The 22,814-nt window shown below is 61.1% G+C and carries 18 protein-coding genes and 6 pseudogenes; 11 read left to right on the plus strand and 13 right to left on the minus strand.

Going from position 1 to position 22,814, the window contains the following annotated elements; translation table 11 throughout:
* The first annotated feature begins 92 nt into the window (after window positions 1–92).
* Together hutU and hutI are read left to right on the plus strand one after the other, a co-directional pair.
* Window positions 93–1,819: pseudogene (hutU, locus tag G7066_RS10935) on the plus strand (urocanate hydratase).
* A 179-nt stretch (window positions 1,820–1,998) separates the two neighbouring features.
* Window positions 1,999–3,226, plus strand: a pseudogene (hutI, locus tag G7066_RS10940) (imidazolonepropionase).
* 117 nt (window positions 3,227–3,343) lie between these two features.
* Here hutI and G7066_RS10945 read toward each other — a convergent pair.
* Window positions 3,344–3,877 carry a PadR family transcriptional regulator gene (locus G7066_RS10945; protein WP_166331076.1) on the minus strand — a complete coding sequence of 178 codons (534 nt, stop codon included), beginning with the start codon at window positions 3,875–3,877 and terminating at the stop codon, window positions 3,344–3,346.
* A gap of 62 nt (window positions 3,878–3,939) precedes the next feature.
* Between G7066_RS10945 and G7066_RS10950 the strand changes: the two genes are divergently transcribed.
* Window positions 3,940–4,992, plus strand: coding sequence for a serine hydrolase domain-containing protein (locus G7066_RS10950; protein ID WP_166331078.1), 1,053 nt, complete (start codon window positions 3,940–3,942; stop codon window positions 4,990–4,992).
* A gap of 167 nt (window positions 4,993–5,159) precedes the next feature.
* The gene (locus tag G7066_RS10955) at window positions 5,160–7,154 is read left to right on the plus strand and encodes a heavy metal translocating P-type ATPase (RefSeq protein ID WP_166331080.1); all 1,995 of its coding nucleotides are present in this window, start codon (window positions 5,160–5,162) and stop codon (window positions 7,152–7,154) included.
* Here G7066_RS10955 and G7066_RS10960 read toward each other — a convergent pair.
* The 3 genes from G7066_RS10960 to G7066_RS10970 form a co-directional block, all read right to left on the minus strand.
* The gene (locus G7066_RS10960) at window positions 7,111–7,497 is read right to left on the minus strand and encodes an MmcQ/YjbR family DNA-binding protein (protein ID WP_166331082.1); all 387 of its coding nucleotides are present in this window, start codon (window positions 7,495–7,497) and stop codon (window positions 7,111–7,113) included. The two genes, G7066_RS10955 and G7066_RS10960, sit on opposite strands and share 44 nt — an antisense overlap.
* Window positions 7,498–7,545: 48 nt before the next feature.
* Entirely contained in the window at window positions 7,546–8,463 is a 918-nt protein-coding gene (locus G7066_RS10965; protein ID WP_425280772.1) for an oxygenase MpaB family protein, read from the minus strand.
* 112 nt (window positions 8,464–8,575) lie between these two features.
* Window positions 8,576–10,672, minus strand: a complete 2,097-nt coding sequence (locus G7066_RS10970) for an MMPL family transporter (RefSeq protein ID WP_244302931.1) — start codon at window positions 10,670–10,672, stop codon at window positions 8,576–8,578.
* Between the two features lie 73 nt (window positions 10,673–10,745).
* Here G7066_RS10970 and G7066_RS10975 point away from each other — a divergent pair, with 73 nt between their 5' ends.
* Together G7066_RS10975 and G7066_RS10980 are read left to right on the plus strand one after the other, a co-directional pair.
* Window positions 10,746–10,964 (plus strand): hypothetical protein, encoded by a 219-nt coding sequence (locus G7066_RS10975; RefSeq protein WP_166331086.1) that lies wholly within the window; start codon window positions 10,746–10,748, stop codon window positions 10,962–10,964.
* On the plus strand, window positions 10,961–11,230 hold the full coding sequence (locus G7066_RS10980) for a MarR family winged helix-turn-helix transcriptional regulator (RefSeq protein WP_244302932.1): 270 nt from the start codon (window positions 10,961–10,963) through the stop codon (window positions 11,228–11,230). Before G7066_RS10975 ends, G7066_RS10980 begins: the two co-directional genes overlap by 4 nt.
* On the opposite strand, the gene G7066_RS10985 is transcribed toward G7066_RS10980, so the two are convergent.
* Window positions 11,195–11,980, minus strand: coding sequence for an IclR family transcriptional regulator (locus G7066_RS10985; protein WP_166331088.1), 786 nt, complete (start codon window positions 11,978–11,980; stop codon window positions 11,195–11,197). The genes G7066_RS10980 and G7066_RS10985 overlap by 36 nt on opposite strands.
* Before the next feature lie 16 nt (window positions 11,981–11,996).
* Window positions 11,997–13,582, minus strand: a pseudogene (gene hutH, locus G7066_RS10990) (histidine ammonia-lyase).
* Window positions 13,583–13,746: 164 nt separating this feature from the next.
* Between hutH and G7066_RS10995 the strand changes: the two are divergent.
* Both G7066_RS10995 and G7066_RS11000 read left to right on the plus strand, forming a co-directional pair.
* Window positions 13,747–14,741, plus strand: a pseudogene (locus G7066_RS10995) (agmatinase family protein).
* Between the two features lie 181 nt (window positions 14,742–14,922).
* The gene (locus tag G7066_RS11000) at window positions 14,923–16,287 is read left to right on the plus strand and encodes an amino acid permease (protein ID WP_166331090.1); all 1,365 of its coding nucleotides are present in this window, start codon (window positions 14,923–14,925) and stop codon (window positions 16,285–16,287) included.
* A 124-nt stretch (window positions 16,288–16,411) separates the two neighbouring features.
* On the opposite strand, the pseudogene G7066_RS17945 reads toward G7066_RS11000, so the two are convergent.
* From G7066_RS17945 to G7066_RS11020, 5 genes and pseudogenes are all read right to left on the minus strand, one after another.
* A pseudogene (locus tag G7066_RS17945) lies at window positions 16,412–17,205 on the minus strand (amino acid permease).
* On the minus strand, window positions 17,169–17,795 hold the full coding sequence (locus tag G7066_RS16320; protein WP_244302935.1) for an amino acid permease: 627 nt from the start codon (window positions 17,793–17,795) through the stop codon (window positions 17,169–17,171). Before G7066_RS16320 ends, G7066_RS17945 begins: the two are co-directional and overlap by 37 nt.
* A 57-nt stretch (window positions 17,796–17,852) precedes the next feature.
* Entirely contained in the window at window positions 17,853–19,124 is a 1,272-nt protein-coding gene (gene kynU, locus G7066_RS11010) for a kynureninase (RefSeq protein WP_166331092.1), read from the minus strand.
* Window positions 19,125–19,168: 44 nt separating this feature from the next.
* Window positions 19,169–19,525, minus strand: coding sequence for a cyclase family protein (locus G7066_RS11015; protein WP_166331094.1), 357 nt, complete (start codon window positions 19,523–19,525; stop codon window positions 19,169–19,171).
* Window positions 19,522–19,953, minus strand: coding sequence for a cyclase family protein (locus G7066_RS11020; RefSeq protein WP_205881434.1), 432 nt, complete (start codon window positions 19,951–19,953; stop codon window positions 19,522–19,524). Before G7066_RS11020 ends, G7066_RS11015 begins: the two co-directional genes overlap by 4 nt.
* A 29-nt stretch (window positions 19,954–19,982) precedes the next feature.
* On the opposite strand from G7066_RS11020, the pseudogene G7066_RS17950 reads away from it, so the two are divergent.
* Together G7066_RS17950 and G7066_RS17955 are read left to right on the plus strand one after the other, a co-directional pair.
* Window positions 19,983–20,129: pseudogene (locus G7066_RS17950) on the plus strand (Lrp/AsnC family transcriptional regulator); the annotation flags it as partial.
* A gap of 203 nt (window positions 20,130–20,332) precedes the next feature.
* Window positions 20,333–20,455, plus strand: coding sequence for a hypothetical protein (locus G7066_RS17955; RefSeq protein WP_425280730.1), 123 nt, complete (start codon window positions 20,333–20,335; stop codon window positions 20,453–20,455).
* On the opposite strand, the gene G7066_RS11030 is transcribed toward G7066_RS17955, so the two are convergent.
* Together G7066_RS11030 and G7066_RS11035 are read right to left on the minus strand one after the other, a co-directional pair.
* A complete protein-coding gene (locus G7066_RS11030; RefSeq protein WP_166331100.1) occupies window positions 20,452–21,159 on the minus strand; it encodes a uracil-DNA glycosylase in 708 nt (235 codons plus the stop codon). The two genes, G7066_RS17955 and G7066_RS11030, sit on opposite strands and share 4 nt — an antisense overlap.
* A 2-nt stretch (window positions 21,160–21,161) precedes the next feature.
* Window positions 21,162–21,932 (minus strand): SDR family NAD(P)-dependent oxidoreductase, encoded by a 771-nt coding sequence (locus G7066_RS11035; protein ID WP_166332036.1) that lies wholly within the window; start codon window positions 21,930–21,932, stop codon window positions 21,162–21,164.
* Between the two features lie 195 nt (window positions 21,933–22,127).
* Between G7066_RS11035 and G7066_RS11040 the strand changes: the two genes are divergently transcribed.
* The gene (locus tag G7066_RS11040; protein ID WP_166331102.1) at window positions 22,128–22,808 is read left to right on the plus strand and encodes a response regulator transcription factor; all 681 of its coding nucleotides are present in this window, start codon (window positions 22,128–22,130) and stop codon (window positions 22,806–22,808) included.
* Window positions 22,809–22,814 lie beyond the last annotated feature (6 nt).

Genomic DNA, 22,814 nt, shown 5'->3' on the forward strand with positions numbered 1-22,814 from the left:
CGAGTTCTCCATTCCAGCCGCACCTCGCACACGCTGAGATAGAGGTATCGCGCTCCCGCACACGCAACGCAGCGCACAGCGAAAGGATCACCATGGCCCTCCCCGGCGCACGCCCCGTCCGCGCTCCCCGCGGCACCGAGATCTCAGCGAAGAGCTGGCAGACCGAAGCTCCACTCCGCATGCTCATGAACAACCTCGACCCCGAGGTCGCCGAGCGCCCCGACGACCTCGTCGTCTACGGTGGCACCGGTCGCGCCGCCCGCAGCTGGGAGGCCTACGACGCCATCGTTGACACCCTGCGCGACCTTGAGGACGACGAGACCCTGCTCGTGCAGTCCGGCAAGCCGGTCGGCGTCTTCCGCACGAACCCCTGGGCACCGCGCGTGCTGCTCGCCAACTCGAATCTGGTGGGCGACTGGGCGACGTGGCCCGAGTTCCGCAAGCTCGAGGCAGAGGGCCTCATGATGTACGGCCAGATGACCGCGGGCTCGTGGATCTACATCGGCACGCAGGGTATTCTGCAGGGCACCTTCGAGACCTTCGCCGCCATTGGTCGCAAGCTTGCGGGTCTTCCGGGAGCAACCGAGAAGGGTCTTGACGGCACGCTCGCGGGCACCATCACGCTTACCGGGGGCTGTGGCGGCATGGGCGGTGCCCAGCCCCTCGCAGTCACCCTCAATGACGGCGCCTGCCTCATCGTTGACGTCGACAAGACCCGCCTCGACCGCCGCGCGGGCAAGCGCTACCTCGACGAGGTCGTCACCGATCTCGACGAGGCACTTGCGAAGGTGCAGCAGGCCAAGGACGAGCGCCGTGGCTGGTCCGTCGGCCTCGTGGGCAACGCTGCTGAAGTCTTCCCCGAGATCCTGCGCCGCCAGCTCGCGGGTGAAATCAACATCGATATCGTCACCGATCAGACCAGCGCCCACGATCCCCTCAGTTACCTGCCGATTGGCTACACGATGGCCGAGTGGCAGGATCGCGCTGCGAAGGATCCCGAAACCTTCACCCGCGATGCGCAGGCTGCAATGGCTGCACACGTTAAGGCGATGGTTGAGTTCCAAGACGCGGGATCCGAGGTGTTCGACTACGGCAACTCCATCCGCGACGAGGCCCGCAAGGGCGGCTACGACCGCGCCTTCGAGTTTCCCGGTTTCGTGCCGGCCTACATCCGGCCGCTGTTCTGCGAGGGCCTCGGACCGTTCCGCTGGGCCGCACTCTCGGGCGATCCCGAAGACATCCGCGTCACCGACGAGGCGATCCTCGAACTCTTCCCCGAAAACGACCACCTGCGCCGCTGGATCCGCGCCGCACAAGACCGCGTCGAATACGAGGGCCTGCCCGCCCGCATCTGCTGGCTCGGCTACGGCGACCGCGCAAAAGCCGCTGTGCGCTTCAACGAACTCGTCGCAGAGGGCAAGCTCAAAGCACCCATCGTCATTGGGCGCGATCACCTTGACTCTGGCTCCGTGGCCTCCCCTACCGCGAGACCGAAGCGATGGCCGACGGCTCAGACGCGATCGCCGACTGGCCACTGTTGAACGCGCTCACCGCGGCGTCTTCCGGCGCCACCTGGGTATCACTGCACCACGGTGGTGGTGTCGGGATCGGCCGCTCTATTCATTCGGGGCAGGTATCCGTTGCCGATGGGACTGCTCTTGCTGCTGAGAAGCTGCAGCGACTACTGACGAATGATCCGGGTATGGGAGTGATCCGTCACGTTGATGCGGGGTATCAGCGGGCTAGTGATGTCGCTCAGGAGCGTGGAGTCCGGGTGCCGATGTCGCCGGTGATTCGGAATACTGAGACTGCTTGGTAATCCTTCGGGGTGGGGAGCGGTGTGCGATTCCGTCGCGACGTTGCGTCTTCAAGATGTGCAAAATCGCACATCTCTCAGCCGCAAAAGCGACAGAATCGCACACCGCTCCCCACCCCTCACCTCTGCCACTCGCGCAGCACCTCCCCCGTCGCTCACTCTCACATGCAAAGGTTGAGACCATGACCTCTCTTCTCATCGACAACATCGGCGAACTGACCACGAACGACGATGCCCTCGGTAATGGCGGGCGACTGCACGACGCGGCCGTCGTCGTCGAGAACGGGCGGGTCGCATGGGTGGGGCCTCAGCGAAGGCACCGGCAACCGACGAGCATTTCGATGCCGCGGGGCGAGCCGTGCTGCCCGGCTGGGTCGACTCGCACACGCACATGGTGTTCGCGGGGGATCGCACCACTGAGTTTGAAGCGCGCATGGCCGGCGAGGCGTATGCTGCCGGGGGTATCAACGTGACAGTGGAGGCGACTCGGACCGCCAGCGATGATGAACTTGCCGCGAATCTTGCGCGCCTTGTTGCCGAGGCTCGGCGCGGAGGCACCACCACGATGGAGACCAAAACCGGGTATGGGCTGACCATTGATGACGAGGTTCGTGCAGCCAGGCTCGCGGGCGAGCACGTCGACGCGGTCACATTCCTCGGCGCGCATGTGGTGCCCGAGGGCGGGGATCCCGACGCTTACCTCGGCCTCGTCACCGGACCGATGCTCGCAGCAGTCGCGCCACATGTTAGCGCGGTCGACGTGTTTTGTGAGGCCGGAGCTTTTGATGAGGCCTCAACACGGCGCGTACTCGAAACGGCAAAAACGGCGGGCCTTGCAACGCGCGTGCACGGCAATCAGCTCGGGCACGGGCCTGGCGCACAGCTCGCAGTCGAGCACGGCTCGTTGAGCGTAGACCACCTCGGGTTTCTCACGCCAGCAGACATCGAAGCGCTCGCGGGGTCGTGGAACAGCAGTAACTCCGGCAGTAATTCTCGCGGCACGGTCGCCACGGTGCTCCCAGCCTGTGACCTGTCTACACGGATGCCACTTGCACCAGCGCGGGAGCTACTCGACGCGGGCGCGATCCTCGCCATCGCTTCGAACTGCAACCCAGGGACCTCTTACACCTCATCGATGGGCTTCTGCGTGGCAACGGCGGTGCTGCAGATGGGGCTCTCTATCCAGGAGGCAGTGCGGGCCGCAACCCTCGGCGGCGCAATCGCGCTCGGGATGCACGAGAACGGCTGGCTTGATCCGCGAGGCACAGCGCAACCGGCGGTCGGCAGTATCGTTCCGGGGCGAGAGCAGACCTGCAATTGCTCGATGCCCCCTCCGCAACCCACCTGGCCTACCGCCCCGGCATGCCACTCACGAAAGCCGTGTGGTGCGCGGGTGTTCGGGCCGCTTGAACCTATACCAGCCCGTTATTCCTTCTCCCACTGAACTAACCCTTGAACGGCGAGATGCCGACCAGACTGCTGTTTTGCCGGTTATTGCTGCTTTGCGGGCGAGGTCGAATCACCCGTTCAACCTTCGACATCCCGCAAACGCCTAAAAAAGTCGATGCCAAGCTGGTGCGCTGAGAGCCCATATTCCAGGGTCGCAACTTGATAACCAAACACGTGAGCCTGTTCTGCAGGCACGCTCACTTCCTGAAGATCAGCGCCCAGTGCGCTCAACTCGGCCCGATCCTGCTCAAGTCGCTGCACGATGTCACTCAGCACTGCCCGGCGCACCTCTGGCGTGTCAAGAAGTCCCAGGAAAAACAGTTTTGAGAGCGCAGCAGTCTCGACGTTTGATCCCGTAATGGGACCCGTCAACCATTCGAAAAACACTTCGACCCCAACCGCAGTCGGTCGATAAGTCTTCTTCTTCCTCCCACTCTCAACCGTCGCCTCAAACTCGACCTCACCACGAGCCAGCAGCCCGTTGAGCGCTCCACGCAACGCCCCCAAACTCGCTCGATAGATCAGCGAAGCACCCTGCTCGAAGTGTTTATTGAGCAGGTACAAGGTTTGCGGGCCTCCAAGCATCAAGAGTCCTAAAATCACGTTCGCCAAGTTGTCTCCTTCATGCAACAATATTACTTAAAGTAATATCTGTACTCGCGGAAGACACCCACATGACATCTTCACTAAGCGCATCTGCAACGATCGCCTCTCTCAACGCCCACTTTACGCGCGCCGCTCGCAGACGAACGCGAAGGGGCCTCCCTTCTCCACAGGTGCTGGTCAAGGCCCCCGGCTTCGAGTACAGCTTCGGCGATCGTGCACTTCCGTTCCACACCGCTTCCATCGGCAAACTCGCAACCGCAACCATGATTATGAAGCGGATTGCCGCTTCGGAGTTTGAGCTCTCAACCCCCGTGGCCGAGTTACTTCCCTCGCCCATAATCTCTGGACTCTTCTCCGGCACAGGCGCGACAGTTCAGCATCTCCTCGCGCACACTTCTGGAGCCGCTGACTATTTTGGAGGCCCCACCTCGCAGGGGCCCAACTTCATAAAACTTGTTTTGGACCAACCAGACCGCACCTGGAAACCAGAGCATCTTCTTTCGTTTAGCCGCGAAAAACAACAGCCAATCGGGGTACCCGGTGAACGGTTTCACTACTCAGACACCGGCTATATTCTGCTTGGTTTGATCCTCGAGGCCGTCACCGCAAAGCCACTCACGAAACTCCTGAGGGAGCAAATATTTACTCCCGCCGATATGAAGAACAGCGTGTTCTGGCTACGCGAACCGGGGCCCACTCACATCTCCCCCGCTTGGCTAGATGGCGTTGAGGTCAGTGGCTTCAGAAGTCTCACATGCGACTGGGCTGGAGGCGGGATCGTCAGCACGCTCGACGACCTCGCGCGTTTTGCCACCGGCCTCGCCGACGGAACACTTCTCACGGCAGAACAGCTCACGCTCATGACCACACCCCAGAACCGGTTTCGCAGGGGCATCGAGTACGGCTTGGGGGCCATGCAGTTGCGGTTCGAGGGTTTCATGCCGCTACTTCGCGGTCTCCCAACTCCCGTCGGTCACATTGGGGTTCTCGGCACGCACTGTTTCATAGACCCAGAAACCGAAACGACGGTGGTTCTCAACTTCCACGACACTCGCGAGATGGTCGCTAGCTTCCGGTCTCACATTCACATTGTACGACAACTCCATAAGCTTCGGACCTAAATAGCTAGCCTGCCAATCCCCAACACCGCGCGCCGCAGCAACCGAACTTGGGATCATGCCGTTTGGGGTTCGTGCCGCACGAATTCACTTGCTCAAAAGCACTTTCCGCAACTTTGCCTAGGCTTGCCTTCGATGCGGAATCCTCAAAATGGGTGCACACTGCATATATGAGCCATTTAAGCGTTGCAATTCGCAATTACCCCGCGGTGGCCGCGACTCTCGTTGTCGCCCTGTTCGGCCTCGTGTCGCTCGCCATGCCAGCGCCTCTGACGCACGCGGCCCCCTTTGTGATTGGAGCCTACGCGCTCATCGTTGCCGCTTGGCAGGCCATCAGCATGGTGCGCAAGCTCCTCAAGGGCAATGCCGGGCTCGACATTCTCGCGGTCATGGCCATCACCGCTGCCGTGCTCGTTGGCGAACCGTGGGCTGCCCTCGTCGTTGTGCTGATGCTCACCGGCGGCGAGGCCCTTGAGGATTACGCGCAGAATCGCTCGCGCAGAGAACTCGACGCACTTCTCAACCGAGCCCCGCGTCAAGCGACCCGCGTTCTCACCCCGGCTGGTGCTTCCTCCGAAGAGCTTGAAACCATTTCTATTGACGAGGTGAAGCTCGGAGACACTCTGCTCGTGCGACCGGGCGAACTCGTTCCCGTTGATGCAGAATTACTTTCCACAGATGCCGAGTTCGATGAGTCGTCGCTCACGGGCGAGAGCCTTCCTGTGCATCACGCACAGGGCGACAGCATCGCCAGCGGTGTAGTGAACGGCACAACAGCGGTGCATCTGCGCGCGACCGCGCTTGCGGCAGACAGCCAGTACCAGCAAATCGTGGCACTCGTAGAGGTTGCGCAACAGAGCAAGGCCAAGGCGGTAAGGCTTGCCGACCGCTACGCGGTGCCCTTCACGCTCGTCTCAGTGGCTATTGCGGCGATTGCCTGGGTAGCAAGTGGGGATCCCGTTCGCTTCGCTGAAGTTTTGGTGGTAGCAACTCCGTGCCCGCTGCTGATTGCGGCGCCGGTGGCTTTTTTGGGTGGCATGAGCCGAGCGGCGCGTGCCGGTCTGATCGTAAAAGGCGGTAGCACACTCGAGCAACTCGCAAGAGTGCGATCCGTTGCCTTCGACAAGACTGGAACACTGACAACGGGGCACCCCGAGCTTGAGCGTGTGGAGCCAGCATCAGGACACTCTGCCGAAGAGGTGCTGCAGTTGGCGGCGACGGCAGAGGTCTACTCGTCTCACGTACTCGCTGCAGCGGTCATCACGACCGCAGAAAAGGCCAATCTCACTCCTTTGCCGGTAGAAACGGCAGCGGAGAGTGCAACAAACGGGGTTGAGGCAACCCTCTCGCCCAGTTCCTCGGAGCTTGCGACGGCCCCGACTTCCAAAGAGGCAGAGCACTTGAACCGCGGGCTGATCCGCGTTGGTAAACCAAGCTGGGTTGGCCAGTTCGCACCAGATCTTCGCCAGGTCGAACTCAACCCTGGAGAACTGGCCATTTACGTTGCACGCGATGGCCACTACGTCGGTGCGCTCATCATGCGCGATGGTTTGCGCCCAGATGCCCTCGCAACAATCACCGAACTTCGAGAACTCGGCCTAGAGCGAATGCTCGTGGTTACCGGCGACGTCGCGAAGACGGCACGACCAATCGCTGCGGCCCTTGGCATCGCCGAGGTTCACGCCGAGTGTCGCCCACAAGACAAAGTACGCATCGTTGCAGAGGTGCAGCCGCGGCCGCTACTCATGGCCGGGGATGGCCTCAATGACGCGCCAGTGCTCGCCGCCGCAGATGTTGGCTTTGCTATGGGGGCTCGCGGCGCGACGGCGGCCAGCGAGTCTGCAGCGGTCGTCAACCGCTTCGATAGTCTCGCCAGCCTATCGACAGCGGTTCGCATTGGGCAAGACACCGTGCGAATCGCTTTGCAGAGCATTTGGCTCGGGATCGCCATCAGTGTCGGACTCATGCTTGTCGCCGCGTTCGGGTTTCTCCCCGCGTTACTCGGCGCTTGGATGCAAGAAGCCGTGGATCTGGTGGCGATCCTGTGGGCTTTGCGAACGATAGCGCCTAAATCTAAGAGGCAAAGATCAGCACCCCCTCAAACGCCTACGCGGGAGGCCCCTACGCGCCAATCTTCTCCCGCACCGCACGCGGAAGCGACATGAACACCAGCTCATACGACTCCGCTATCAACTCTTCAAGCAGGCTGACCTCAACTGACCCGTCGAGGGTGATCGTGATCCAGTGTTGTTTGTTCATGTGGTAGCCGGGGTGGATCGCCGCAAAGTCTCGCACCAGAAGCTCATTGCGCAGCACGGGGCCTTTCAGCGTGAGCCTCAGCTGTTCGCTTTCGCGCTCGGGTTCGCCGAGCAGCGCAAACATCTTGTTTGCGACTTTGTACACACGCGCTCCTGGCCCGAACGGGTAACTCGACTCCGATCCGGCATAGCGTTTCAAACAGGCATCAACACCGGCGTGCGAGCTGAGATCAGGTTCGGCTTCAGTCATGGCAACAGTGTACGCAGCGCCGGGGTTTGGGCCACAACCGCGGCAGTTTTACTGCCAGGCTTCCTGAAGGCGAACAAGACGTCGCCTTGCCGCAAGCTCGGCGGCACTCCTCGGGCCGATCAGGTATTCGGCACCGCTCAGCACGAGTTTTGTCGCCGTGTGGATCGGAAGTCGGTCGCGCTGCGAGAGTCCCAGCATCTCACGATGCCGAGGCTGCAGGGTCGAGACTGCAGCGCAAAACACGACCCGGTAAGAGGCCCGCAGCGCCCTGCTCAACGGTGGACGACGAATAAAACGCACGATCTCGCTGACTTCGGGGCCGCCTCGAAGTTCCCCTTTGTCGGTCGCGTCGTCGATGGCGGCCCGTAGGGCGGCCGCACTGCGGGGAGGATCGGAGACGTTCATCAGCTCAGCAGCTTTTGCCCACTCGGCGACGTAACCGTCCGCACCGCCCGGGATCGATCGCCCCCAGTGCTCGTGCGCCGTGAGAAACGCATCAGTAAAAGCGATGTGCACCCACCGCGCAAGCTCCGGATCGTTCGCAGAATACGACCTGGTCACACCGCGACCGTCGGTGTATTCACCGCGCACCCGCTCGTGCATCGCCTGTACCATTCGAGTTCCAGCGATTGCCTGTGACGTGCTCCCAAAAGTGACGGTGTGAATCCACTGGATCGTGCCAGCAAGCCGCCCGAGCGGGTCCTCTTGATAGCGCGAGTGATCCCGAACCCCAGCCAGAGCCCCCGGGTGCAGTGCCTGCAACAGTAACGCTCGCACTCCCGCAACCAGTGTAGGCATGCTGCTATGAACGACCCAGGCTGCGCTGTTCTCACCGAACAGCCCCTCGTCTTCGCCGTCTTCGAGACGTACCAACCATGTGGGGAGTTGTTTGGAGTGGCCTGAAAGTGTCTCGATCAGCCGCGTACGCATCGGCGAGACCATTCGTTCGAGAACCTGGCTCATAATGTCCATGCTAACTGCCATGCCCTGAGAAGAAACGAGTCTTGGAAAGACTGGAAACGTTGAGAGGTGACGAGGTTCAGGGGTTCGCCCTTGACCTCGTCACCTCTGGGACTCACTAGGCAGTTGCGACCCGTGACTTCGCCTCATCGCTAGTGTTGTCAGTTTCAACCGAGCCTTTGAGCTTGCGTGGCCACCAGAAGCTGTCTCCGCAGAGGAAGGTCAGCGCAGGCACAATCACGGTGCGCACAAGCAACGTGTCGAGAAGCACACCGATGCAGACAATGACTCCAATCTGCGTCAGCGTAATCAGCGGCAGAACTCCGAGCACTGCGAACACGGCCGCCAGCAAGATACCCGCACTCGTGATCACCCCACCGGTCGCTGCGAGCGCGCGGATCATGCCAGCACGGGTGCCATGTGCATCCGCTTCTTCTTTCGCGCGCGTTACAAGGAAGATGTTGTAGTCAACCCCGAGTGCAACCAAAAACAGGAAGCTGAAGAGGATCACGTTTGTGTCGACCCCTGGGAAGTCAAGCACTGTCTGAAAGAGCAGCCAGCTTGCCCCAAGGCTCGCAAAGAATGACCCCACCACGGTCAGCAGAAGCAGCACTGGTGCGACCAGTGACCGCAGCAGAACCAGGAGCACGAGGAACACGATTGCGAGGATGAACGGAATAATCAGAGCCTGATCACGCTCTTGGGCGGTCTGCGTGTCAAGCGCTTGTGCGTCGAGACCACCAACGAGCGCATCTGCTCCACTCACATCGTGTACCGCGTCGCGAAGATCAGTGATCGTATTGAGAGCCTTAGCGGTCTCTGCCTCAGCTTCAAGCACGGCTGAGATCTCAGTAATGGTGCCGTTTGATTCGCCAACCGTGGCAGAGGCAACACCATCAACTTTCTTGGCGACCTGCGCAACTGCGTCGGCCTGATCGGCATTCGCAATAATGACGGCGGGCGATCCGCTTCCGCCCGGGAACGCATCGGCGATAATTTCTTGGCCCAGCACTGCCTCGGGTGTGGCCCGAAACTGCTCGGTCTGCGAGAGCCCGACCTGGATATTGGCGGTCCCCAGCGAGAGTCCACCAAGAATTGCGAGTCCGAGGATAGCCACAAGAAGCGGCTTCTTCGATACAGCGGTGCCGAGTTTGAACCAGACTCCACGCTCCTGGCGGCTCTTCGCACCAAACTTGGGAATGTATGGCCAGAACAGTCCGCGACCAAAAAGCAGCAGTGCAGCCGGAAGCACCAGAAGAGCAAACAGCATCGCAACAACCACACCGGTCGCACAGGCAATGCCGAGGGCGCGGTTTCCGTTGAGTTCTGCGAGCAGCAACGTCAGGAGGCTGAGCACAACCGTGCCACCACTCGCGATCACCGCGGGGCCAGCACCACGCAGCGCGCGTGTCATGGCATCACGACGATCCTCAAAATGGAGCAACTCGTCGCGGTAACGAGAGATGAGCAGCAGCGCGTAGTTTGTTCCAGCACCAAACACGAGCACCGAAAGAATGCCAGTGGTGGATGCATCCAGTTCAATACCGATGAGGGCGGCAACTCGCGTCGCCACAATTCCAGCGAGTCCATCCGCAAGGCCAATGACCACCAGCGGCACAAGCCAAAGCCACGGGCTGCGGTAGGTTACGATCAGCAGAATACCGACCACCATCACTGTCGTCAGCAACAGCGTAAAGTTTGCACCGTCGAACACCGCAGCAATATCTACCGCAAAACCTTCAGGGCCCGAGAGCTTTACGGTCAATCCTTCGGGCATGTCTGCCGCGGCAGACTCGCGGATTTCTGCGGCGCGTTCCGCCTGCTTCTCAACGTTCTCCTGAACGGCGAGCGGCACTACAATAATGGCGACCTTGCCATCCTCGGAGAATGTCGCGGGAGGCACAAAGCCATCTGTAGAAACCTCGTAGAATGTTGGCGAAGCCTGCATCACGAAGTCTTTTTGCTCCGACGTGAGCTTGTTCTCATCGTCGTTGCTGTAGACAAGAATCGCTGAGGTATTTCCGGCTCCGGGCAACTCCTTTTGGAGCGCAGTAACTCTTGCTGATTCGACCGAATCTTTCAGGCCAACCCCGGGTGAGGTCTCGCCAGACGAACCCGATCCAACCGAAAAGAGAAGAGCAGCAATAATGCCCGTCATCACAAGCACGATCCAAGACGTGCGTTTTCCAGTGACAGTACTCAAAATGTGTTTCACAACTCTGCCTTAGTTAGATTTTCTAATTACTAGATAGTGCAGCTAAACTATCGGAAAATAGGAGTCCTCGCAAATGGAAAATAAGAAGGGTCAGCCCGAAAGACCCAGGGTGCGAAGCCAGAGCTTGAAACTGCTGAACATCCTCGAAATCAGCGGCGCGTTTGAGAAACAACTTGCCAAAAAACTCAATGTCAACGGCACCGACCTTGAGACCATGGAACACCTGATCAAATCAGGCCCCTCAGCCCCACCGAGATTGCGCGCCGCCTCGACATCACCACCGCAGCGGTGACCTCGTCGATCGACCGCCTCACTGGCCTCGGCCACGTTGAACGCACACCAAACCCCACCGACCGGCGCGGAGTTATTGTGACGGCAAAACCCGACTCTGCCGCGCAAGCGATGTCGTTCTTACTGCCGATGATCTACTCGGTCGATGGTGTTCTTGACCGCTTTAGCGAAGAAGAGCAAGAACTGGTGGGGCGCTACCTTGAGCAGGTTTCAGCAGCCTACGCTGAGCATCTAGACGACGGCGCTCACTCGCCCGTGGATGCGTGATGACAGCGTCTCAGCAGTTCCTCGCACGACAGCCGCGAGTTCGGGCAGTTTCCCTTCAACGACGGCGTCCTCCAAAAACGTGACCGCAATTGCGGCAACGGGCCAGCCTCGATGGTCAAGCACAGGCACCCCCACCGAGGCAAACCCCTCAGAAACCGAGCCACGCTCAAGCGAATACCCTCGGGTCTGCGTTTCGTCGAGCACTGAACGCAACCGCGAGTAACGGTCAATAGTGTCGGAACCAGCCAGGCGATGCACAAACGCCGAACGATCCGGGTACAGCGCTCGCGCTTGAGCCTTGGGCAGCGCCGCAAGGATCGCCCTTCCGCTTGCGGTCACCTGCATGGGCAGGCGCACATCCACATCTGTCACAAGGCTGGGCGAGCCTGGAGCCCGCTCCTCAAGCACGTAGAGCACATCGCGACCGTGCGGCACAGCGAGGTGCCCGCTGTATCCAACACGATCCACTAATTGTGCCAGCAGTGGCCGCCCCAAACGCGCGAGCGGTTCCTGCCTCGCGTAGGCCGAGCTCAGTTCAACGGCAGCGATCCCGAGCCCGTACCGCTTTTCTTCGATCAGATGCATCACGTAGCCGTGCTCTTGGAGCGTTGCCAGCAGGTGGTAGACCGTGGATCTGGGCAGCTCAAGCTGAGTAGCGATAATCGATGCGGGCAGCGGACCGCGCGAGCGCGCGAGCAGGCTCAGTATCCGCAGCGTCTGATCCGCAGCGGGCACCTTCACGTCACTCATGCTCGCAGCCTACCGGCTAGGCCAGCGCGGCTCCAACGGCACGCTCGACCGCCTCACACACGGCACCGCTCGCCACAAAGTCGTGCGCGGCAGCGATGGTCGGCGACAGGAAGGCGTCAGTGTCGGGTGCCGAAATTTCTGTGCGGAAGAGGGCGTGCAATGCGGCAGTTGCCTGGCCGGGCTCACCAACTTCGGCGTCAGCGGCACGGAAATCGAGTGCGCGCGTCGACGCGAGCAGCTCGATCCCGAGCACCCGCGACAACCCATCAAGCGCACGACGCAGCTTACGTGCGGCGTGCCAGCCCATCGAGACGTGATCCTCTTGCATCGCAGACGATGGGATCGAGTCGACCGAGGCGGGGGCCGCGAGCCGCTTCAACTCGGACACGATACCTGCGGCGGTGTACTGCGCGATCATGAGGCCGGAGTCGAGTCCAGCGTCGGCCGCTAGGAAGGGCGGCAGGCCGTGATTGCGCGAGACATCGAGGAAGCGGTCGGTGCGGCGCTCGGAGATGCTCGCGAGATCTGCGACGGCAATCGCGAGGAAGTCAAGCACGTACGCGACTGGCGCGCCGTGGAAGTTGCCATTCGACTCAACACGGCCGTCGGGCAGCACTACCGGGTTATCGATGGCCGACACGAGCTCGATCGAGGCGACGCGCGCCGCGTGATCCACGGTGTCGCGCGCGGCGCCGTGCACTTGCGGGGCACAGCGCAGCGAGTAGGCGTCTTGCACACGAGTAAACTCCCCCTCGCGCGGTCGCTGGATCAGTGTGGATCCCTCGAGCACCCTCAGCATATTGGCGGCGGCGGCGGCCTGACCGGGGTGCGGACGCAGAGCTTGCAGCTCGGGCGCAAACACGGCGTCCGTTCCGGTCAGCCCCTCGACGCTTGCGGCGGCAGCAATGTCGGCTACCTTAAGCAGATCAGTCAGGTCGCGCAGCGCGAGGCAGAGCATGCCGAGCATGCCGTCGGTGCCGTTGATCAGGGCGAGCCCCTCCTTTTCGGCGAGTACCACGGGCGTGATATCGGCAGCGGCAAGCGCGTCGGCGGCGGCGATGGGCGCGACGTGCGGATCCTCACTCACCCGAACCTCTCCCTCACCCAGCAGTGTGAGCGCACAGTGCGCGAGCGGGCTAAGGTCACCGGAGCAGCCGAGCGAGCCATACTCGTGCACGACCGGGGTGATTCCTGCGTTCAGGATCGCGGCGTAGGTCTCAGCAACGACCGGTCGCACGCCGGTGCGGCCACTCGCGAGGGTATTGAGGCGTAGCAGCATGAGCGCTCGTACCACTTCGCGCTCAACCTCGGGTCCGGTTCCCGCGGCGTGCGAGCGGATCAGACTGCGCTGCAACTGCTGTCGTTTCTCGACGGGAATCTGCACTTTAGCGAGGGCACCGAACCCTGTGGACACCCCGTAGTGGGCTTGGTGTCGTTGGCGAGATCAGCAATGACCTGCTGGCTCGCCGCGATGCGGTCGAGCGCACCTGCACCGAGCACTACAGGGGCATTCTCCCGCGCAACTGAGACAACGGCGTCAACGGTGAGCGGGGCCTCGCCGAGAGTGACGGGTGAGGGCGCGGTCTGTGAGTGATGGTTCATACATCGATCTCAGCGCACCGAGACCGAACTCGGCAGAGGCTATAGACTCGATCAGTCTGGGATACCAGACGAGCATCAGAGGAGAAACTATCACGTCCGGGATCACAGACGGGGCCGCGAGCCTTGCGACCCCGCGGACACGCACAGTTGCTAGCGTCGCAGATATGAGCACCGATGCCCCAGCTTCCGCGTCCAGCACCACGCCAACCGCGCTCTCACACGACCCCGAGTGGCCGCGCACCGGAGGCTGGGAATCACCGACGCCCTCCGAGCAGATTGACCTGGCTCTCGTTGGCATCCCGACCTCACGCACGTCGCTTTCCCCCAGCAACGCCCACGAGACCCCGCGGCCATTCGCGAGGCACTGCGCCGCTACTCAAGTCATATCGTTGCGACGGGCACGCTCGAAACGCGAGGCCGAGAGATTGACCTTGTGCTCGACGAGGCCCTGCACATCGTTGACGCCGGAGACGTTGAAAATCCCGACTCCGAGGCGGGCGAGATCACCGCGGCCGAGAGAATCGCCGAACTCTCGAGCCGTTCCGAACTCGTTGTAGCCCTCGGCGGCGACAACGCACTCACGGTGCCCGCTGCTCTCGGAGTCGCGGGTTTCGGCACCGAAAACGACCGTCTCAGCACCGCCGGTCTCATCACACTCGACGCGCACCACGACCTGCGCAATGGCCGCAGCAACGGCTCGCCAGTGCGCAGACTTGTTGAGGCCGGGCTCGATCCTCGCCGCATTGTGCAGATCGGGATCGCGGACTTCGCGAACTCCCGAGCCTATCGGCAGCGCGCCCGCGACTGGGGCATCACCGTCATTCACCGCGACGAACTCCACGAGCGCCCGCTTCGCGAAATAGTAACCGAGGCGCTTAACGTCGCGGGGTCCGCTGGTGGCCCGATCCACGTTGACCTCGATGTTGACGTGTGTGACCGCTCGGTTGCCCCCGGCTGTCCGGCTTCAATTCCTGGCGGGATCCAAGCGCACGAACTGCGCACGGTCACCCGCTTGCTCGCACAAGACCCCCGTGTGCGTGGCATCGACCTCGCTGAGGTCGACACGACCGCCGACACCCCTGATGGTCGTACCGTGCGCCTCGCCGCGCTCTGTGTTCTGGAGGCCGCGGCTGGCCTCGCCCAGCGACTCGGGCGCTAGAACACCCTTCTTTCTCACGTTCCTTAGGCACATAGAAAGGTGCTGCAGTGACCACCACCAACACCGGTCGCAACGACGCGATCGTTTCCCCCCACACCGATTCACACGAGTCCCAGATAGCCCAGAGGCTTCACAAGACGGCGGCTTGAAGCGAGGCCTCTCGTCACGCCATATCCGCTTCATGGCACTCGGCTCGGCCATCGGCACGGGCCTCTTCATGGGGTCCTCGGGCGCAATCCAGACCGCGGGGCCCGCTGTTCTACTCGCCTACATCATCGGCGGCGCTGCCGTGTTTATGGTGATGCGCGCGCTCGGTGAAATGATTGTGCGTCACCCGGTCTCCGGCTCATTCGGCCAGTATGCATCCCGCTACATCCACCCCTTCGCGGGCTTCCTCGTCGGCTGGACGTTTGCGTTCGAGATGTTCCTTGTTGCGGTCTTCGACGCGACCGCAATTGGCGTCTACATGGGGTTCTGGTTTCCGCAGGTTTCGCAGTGGGTGTGGGTACTCGCGGTGGTGTTTTTCATCGCGGCCATCAACATGGTTGGCGTGAAGGTGTTCGGCGAGCTCGAGTTCTGGTTTGCCCTCATCAAAATTGTCGCCATCATTGCACTCATTGCAGCGGGTGTGGCGGTTATCCTCTTTGGCTTCGGCATCGCTGGCCACGACCAGATGGGACCGCAGAATCTTGTGGATCACGGTGGCTTCCTGCCCAACGGCATCTGGGGTCTGCTCGCGTCCTTCACCATCGTCATGTTTGCCTTCGGCGGCATTGAGATTATTGGTGTCACGGCCGGCGAGGCACAGAATCCCAAGCAGGTTATCCCGAAGGCGATCAACTCGGTGCCGATCCGCATCCTGCTTTTTTACGTGCTCACGCTCGGTGTCATCATGATGATTCAGCCGTGGACCGACATCACGGGCGCGACGAGCCCCTTCGTTTCGATCTTCGAGTCCCTCGGGTTCCAGGCCGCCGCCGCGGTCTTTAACGTGATCCTCATCACGGCAGCGCTCTCGGCGATGAACGCCGATATCTTTGGTGCCGGCCGCATGATCCACGGCCTGGCCGAGCAGGGTCAGGCTCCGAAGTCGTTCCTCAAGACAACGAGCAATGGCGTTCCGATTATGACGGTCATCAGCATGATCATCGCGCTGCTGATCGGGGTTGTTCTCAATTTCTTCTACCCCGACCAGGTGCTCTTTTTGCTGGGCGCACTTGCGACGTTTGCGACCGTCATGGTGTGGCTCGTGATCCTCATCGCCCACATTCGCATGAAGCGCGAGATCGCTCGCGAGCAGCGTCTGCCGAGCGAGTTCCCGGTGCCGCTGTGGCCAGCGGCCTCGTACCTGACCGTCGGGTTCATTCTCTTTGTGATCGTGATGGTTGGCATTGTGCCCGACTCGCGACCCGCCCTGTGGGTGGGACTCATTTGGGTCGGGATCCTGACCCTATGCTACTTCGGCTTTATTCGAGGCCAGGGCCGCAAGCCACACTACCTCGTTGACCAGACCGAGCCGATCACGGTGCTTCCGCCGAAGCGCTGAAGCACTCCCCATCCCCGTCCCCGCAGCTGTACCAGATTGTTCCTAAAGTCGCGAATAAGAACAATCTGCGTACAGCTGCGGCGGGGACAGGGTGAGGGGCAGCGGGCAGTCGCGGATTGGAAAATCACACCGATACTGGCACGGCAGCGCGCCGACGCTTTTGTAACACGAGGTACGCGATCCACGTGAGCACCAAACAGGGCAGACCAAAGATGAGCGTTGCCCGAAACTGCTCGGTAAAGAGTGTCGACACCATGATTGCGATCATGAGTAGTGCGCCGAGCACGGCCCCAATGCGGGAGCCCCGAATCTGATACCCGAGGTTCTCGCCATCGGCCGAGATCTTGCGACGGAACCAGATGTGGGTCACAAAGATCATAAACCAGGTGAAGAGCGCGCCAAACATCGAGATCGCGAGCATCATGGCGAAGGCATCGCCCGGAATCAGCAGGTACACGATAGTCGCCACAGCGATGCCCGCGCTCGACAGCATCAAAGCGTTCAGCGGGGCACCGTTTGCACGCACCTTACCGAAGACTTTCGGGGCCTCCCCGCGCGCGACAGCGAGAACATCATGCGCGTCGAGATGTAGAGCTGGCTGTTCATCGCCGACAGGGCCGCAACAATCACCACAAAGTTCAGGATCGAGTCAGCGTACGGGATCCCGATCACCTGCATCACGGTCACAAACGGACTACCGCCCGCGAGAATCTCGGAGATCGGTGCGATCGAGACGATGAGCGTCAACGTCAAGAAGTAGAACACGAGCAGCCTGAACATTGTCGCCCTGAATGCCTTCTTCACGGCCTTCTCGGGTTCTTTCGCCTCGCCCGCCGCGATCGCGATCATCTCGATGCTGAGGTAACTAAAGATCGAGACGATCACGGCGAACCACATGCCGGAGAGTCCGTTTGGCATGAAGCCCCCTCGGCGGTCCAGTTTTTCACCCCGTAATCTTGGTTGCCCGAGAAGAACACCAGCCAGGCTGCCACCACCACAAAGGCGAGGATCGCAAACACCTTCGTCGCCGAAAACCAGTACTCAAGAGTGCCAAAGTTCTTCACGTTCATCGCGTTCACGCCGATGAGCGCACCAGCAAATAGCAGCACCCAGACGAGGGGCGGCACACCGGGAAACCAGAACTGCATGTACTCGCCGATGGCGGTCACCTCGGTGCCGACGGCGAGCACAATGCAGATCCAGTACATGTAGCGCGTCAAGAAGCCGTAGAGCGGCCCCAGATAATGTTCGGCGTATGCACCGAACGACCCCGAGGTGGGGTGCCGCACGGTCATTTCGGCGAGTGCCGCCATAAGCATCAGCGCGATAGCTCCTCCGATGAGGTAGCTGATGATGACGCTCGGGCCCGCGAACCCAATCGCAAACTTGCTGCCGAGGAACAAGCCTGTGCCGATCGCACCTCCCAGGGCGATCATGCCGAGCTGCCCGGCGGTCAGAGTCTTCTTCAGACCAATTTCTCGGGTCTGAATGTCTGAAAATTCAGCCATGTCAGAGTCCTCTCTGTATGCGTCTTTGCAATTGGGTTTGTGGAAACGAAAGTGGGCCTAGGTGACCGCACCGCGCAGCTGAAACTCGGGGTTGTTCCACGGTTCTTCGGCGAGCACCTCACGCAGGGTTTCGACCGCATCCCACACGTCTGCGTAGCCGAGATAGAGCGGGGTGATCCCAAAACGCAACACCTCGGGTTCGCGGTAGTCACCAATCACACCGCGCTCGATCAGTGCCTGCATTACGGCGTAACCCTCGGGGTGCTGAAAACTCACGTGGCTGCCGCGCTCCGCGTGATCGCGAGGTGTGATGAGGGTGAGTGAGCTGTTCGGAATCCGTTCTTCAACCAGCTGAATGAACAACGAGGTGAGCTCAAGCGACTTTGCGCGCAACGCCGCCTCGTCAACGCTGAGAGCGATATCGATGCCGACCTCCATCGTGGCAAGTGAGATGATCGGCTGCGTGCCGGTCAGAAACTTGCGACCTGTCGCCGCGGGAGCGAAACTCTCAGCCATGTCGAACGGCTTGGCGTGACCCCACCAGCCCGAAAGCGGCTGGCGTGCCCGAGCGAGGTGACGATCAGCCACCCACACAAACGCGGGTGAGCCGGGACCGCCGTTCAGGTACTTGTAGGTGCAGCCAACAGCGAAGTCTGCACGCGCCTCGTCAAGCGCGACCGGCACGGCACCGGCCGAGTGGCAGAGATCCCAGATCACGAGCGCGCCCGCAGCGTGCACCTGCGCGGTCACCGTTGTCAGATCCCAGATGCGGCCTGTGCGGTAGTTGGCATGTGTCAGCAGCACCACGGCCACATCATCACCGAGCGCCGCTTCAAGCGTGAGGTGCTCATCGATCAAACGCAGTTCATAGCCACCGTCGAGCAACTCAATCATGCCCTCGACGACATAGAGGTCGCTCGGAAAATTCTCGCGCTCAGAGATGATGACACGACGCTCGGGATGATCTTCACGCTGCATGTCAAGTGCGGCACCCAACGTCTTAAACACATTGATGGAGGTGGTGTCGGTCGCGACGCACTCCCCCGCGGTGCCACCGATGAGGCGGGCAAGTTTGCCGCCGATCCTTACCGGCAAATCGAACCAGTGGTGGGTGTTCCAACTACGCACGAGGCCTTCGCCCCACTCCTCTGCGATCACCTGCGCCGCACGAGCAGGCGCTTCCTTGGGCAGCACTCCCAGGGAGTTACCGTCGAGATAGATCACGCCCTCGGGGAGGCTGAAGCGGTCACGGTACTCAGCCAGCGGATCGTTGCGGTCGGCTGCCACGCAGTCTTCGCGATTCTGAAAGCGGGTGAGGGTCTGGGTCATGGTGTTTCCTTAGGTGTCGAGTCGAAAAGGGTAAGCGATTGAGGTCAGTTGGCGTAGCCGAGCACCGCACGCACGGGGGCCGCGTCTGCTCCATGCCACGGCACGGGAAGCGCCGCAAGTTGCGCAACGCCCTCGGGGGCTTGCGACAGGTCGAGCCCCTCAAGCATCACGATCCCCGCGTCAACTGCGGCGTGGTGCGCGAGCAGTGCCTTGCTACGTTCAGGATCAAAGGACGCGAGATCGAGACCCAAGAGCCGGCCGCCCTGCCCGCCGAACCAGTTGATGAGCTCGGGATCAACGCCTGGAGTTTGAGTATCCCACTGTCTCATGGCGGTGGTGCGGTGTCGCAGCAGCAGTCGTTCGATGGGACCACACTGAAGATCCTGCTCTGAGAGCTTCACGATCCTCTCCCGCACCCCGGCCGCGGGAGCAAAACCGTGGGCACGGTGGCCCGATCCACCAAACTACTCACGTCAATGACCATGCACTTACCAAGGCAGGCATCAATCGGGGTACTCTCGATGCTCGGCGCTCCCTCACGTACGTGCGAGGGAGCGTCGATGTGCGCCCCAATATGGGTTGTGGTCGTAACGGTGCTCACCGAGACAGAGTCTCCGTCCGACAGATTCCACCGAGGGTCGCGCCGAAACCCTTGATCTCCGGGCCAGACAGCGGTGCCTGCCTCAATCTGCGGGCTGATATCGACGTAACGCACCAAGCTTCCCTTCGCTGCGAACGAGTGTGCAACCTCGATTGTGGCAAAATTATCGATTGTAAAGATGTCTTTTCGGATGAAATCTGAACAGAAGCGCAATAAATGAATTTTCATCGAAATTCTCACCCAGAAACGAGCACGCCTTGGAAACACTTCAGCTGTCAGATGTCGACCGCCGCATCGTCGCGGCGCTCGCGCAGTTCGGCCGCATTCCCTACAAAGACCTAGCCGTGGAGGTAGGAATCCCTACCTCCACCTGCCACGGTCGAGTGCGGGCGCTCGAAGAGCGCGGCGTGATCCGCGGGTACCGCGCCGATATCTCTCCCGAAGCCATCGGACAGAGCGTGAGCGCCCTCATTATGCTGCGGGTACATGGTCACCAACGCGACCAAGTTCCCGCCCTCAGCACACAACTGCAGCGCATTCCCGGTGTACAGCAGGTGTTTCTCATAGGGGCGACAAAGACCTGGTGGTGCACGTCGCGTGTGAGAGCGTGCCTGCCCTACGCACGCTCATTGCCGAACATTTCGGGTCCAATTCAGCGCTCGCCCAGACTCAAACGCAGATTGTGTTCGAGCACCTGCCTGGCCTGACGCCGATCTCAGATCCCTCCTAAGCTACACGCCAGTCCACGGGAGTCGTTCCCTGCGCTTCGAGCGCGGCATTCGCCCGACTGAACGGTCGGGATCCAAAGAATCCGCGCGACGCGGAGAGTGGCGAGGGGTGCGGACTCTCGATGCGCGGCACCTCGTTGCCGGTTTCAGGGTGTCGCAGCATCGGCGCGAGAGATCGTGCGTCGTTGCCCCACAGAATCGCAACGAGTGGGCCACCGCGGGCCACCAGCGAGCGGATCGCCAGCTCGGTAAACGCTTCCCATCCTTTACCGCGGTGAGATCCCGCGTTGCCAGCACGCACCGTCAGCACCCTGTTGAGCAGCATCACGCCGTGATCCGCCCACGCAGTGAGGTCACCGTGTGTGGCCGGCGGTATCCCAAGATCGTCGTTCATCTCGCGGTAGATGTTTTGCAGGCTGCGTGGGATCGGACGCACATCTGGCGAGGTTGCGAACGACAGCCCAATCGCGTGCCCTGGGGTGGGGTAGGGGTCCTGCCCCACGATCAGCACACGCACGTCCGCGAGCGGTCGCTGAAACGCGGCGAGGATCCGATCCCCCGCCGGCAAAATCTGCTGCCCCGAAGCACGCTCGCTGTTCAGAAACTGACCGAGTGCCGCGAGTTGCTCCCCCATTGGAGCGAGCACCTCTGCCCAATCAGCCGCGATAATGCCGTTTTCGGCCATCTCTCTAAGTGTCATTGCCATGGTCATGCTTTCGGCACGAGCGGACCGCGGTGAGTGTGGAACACACTCGACTGCGCAACCGGCCGCAGCACAATAAGGTCTTGGTTCACATGCGCGGGCTGTTCGAACGAACCCGCAAGTACGTTTGCCACGTCCTCTGCCGTGAGCGGAGTGACGTCAACGTAGGGCTTTGCGGCGGCTTCGGCGTCACCGTGCAGTCGATTGAGCGTGAACTCCTCAGTGTGCACCAGCCCCGGAGCCACCTCGATGACGCGAATTGGTTCGCCCGCGAGTTCAAGACGCAGCACGTTGGTGACCGCGTGCGCGGCAAATTTCGCGGCGTTGTAGCCACCGCCGCCAGGGTACGCATCGTGGCCGGCGGTCGAGGTCAGGTTGAGGATCGTTGCTACGCCAGCCTCACGGCCGCCTTCCCTCAGCACGGGCAGCATCGCGGCCGTGACCGTGCGCAACCCGATGACATTGACCTCGAACATTCGGCGCCAGTCGTCGTTGGAAGAGTGCTCGACGGAGTCCACACCGAGCGCACCACCCGCGTTGTTCACGAGTCCGGTCGCGCCGCCCGTTTCGGCGACCTCCGCCGCCATCCGTCCAACCTGCGCTTCGTCGGTCACATCGCACACGATCACATGTGCGCCGGTCTCTGCGGCGAGCGCTCTGAGCCGATCCTCGCGACGGGCAACCGCCACGGTCTGCCACCCGAGCTCCGCAAACCGCCTTACCGTTGCTGCCCCGATTCCCGAACTCGCACCGGTCACCACTACACGCTTCAGCATGCCGACCTCCGCTTTCGTATCCACGACATCGAGCATACTGTTTCCACACATTCGCTATCGGAGACCTGACTGCAACTGACCACGATCAAGGTGTCCCTCGACTCAGGTACCATGAGACAACTCTTTCCTCTTTTCAATGGCGATGGTGAGGCCTCAGTGTTCGGTTCAAATGACCTCATGTGCGAAGCGCTAGAAGTGACCGTTTCTTCAGTTCCCATCAATGAGCGTCGTCTACAGTTGGGCGAGAAGCTTCGTCGTGCACTCAACGCCGACATGTTTGTTTCATACGTGTGTGACGCAGACGGCCCGTACTCAGATCCCGTGCAGATCAATCTAGGGCAGGACGGCCTCAACGATTACGATCAACATTTCAGGCACGTAGACGCAATCACTCCACGTTTATTTAGCAAACAGCGCACATCAACGCTTGCCATTGCAAACTTTTCACCCAACGAGTTTGTGACCGATTTCCTGCGCCCCCGCGACATGTATTTCGGCATGAACTATTTCGCCGCCCACAATGGGCCGGGTTCCATTGACCTGCGTTTCTGGCGCGGCAGACACTCTCAGCCCTTCAACGCCGAAGAGACGAGGTTCCTACACAGCTTCGGGAGCCTTATCAGCAGGCTCTGGGATCCTCCACCGTCGACCTCTCCAAAGATATTCACCCCTCGTGAAGCACAGATCGTAGAGCTCGTTGCAGATGGGTGGAGCGACAAGCAGATCTGTACCCGTTTGGGCGTATCTTTAGCGACTCTTCGCACGCACATCGCGCACTGTTTCCAAAAGACCGGCGCTCAGAATCGGGTCGGGCTCGCGAACTACTACCTTCGAGTACGCACCGAGACCTCTCATACGGCGCGTCAGCAGAAATGACGATGG

Source organism: Leucobacter coleopterorum, assembly GCF_011382985.1.
In the GTDB taxonomy this organism is placed as follows: Bacteria; Actinomycetota; Actinomycetes; order Actinomycetales; family Microbacteriaceae; genus Leucobacter; species Leucobacter coleopterorum.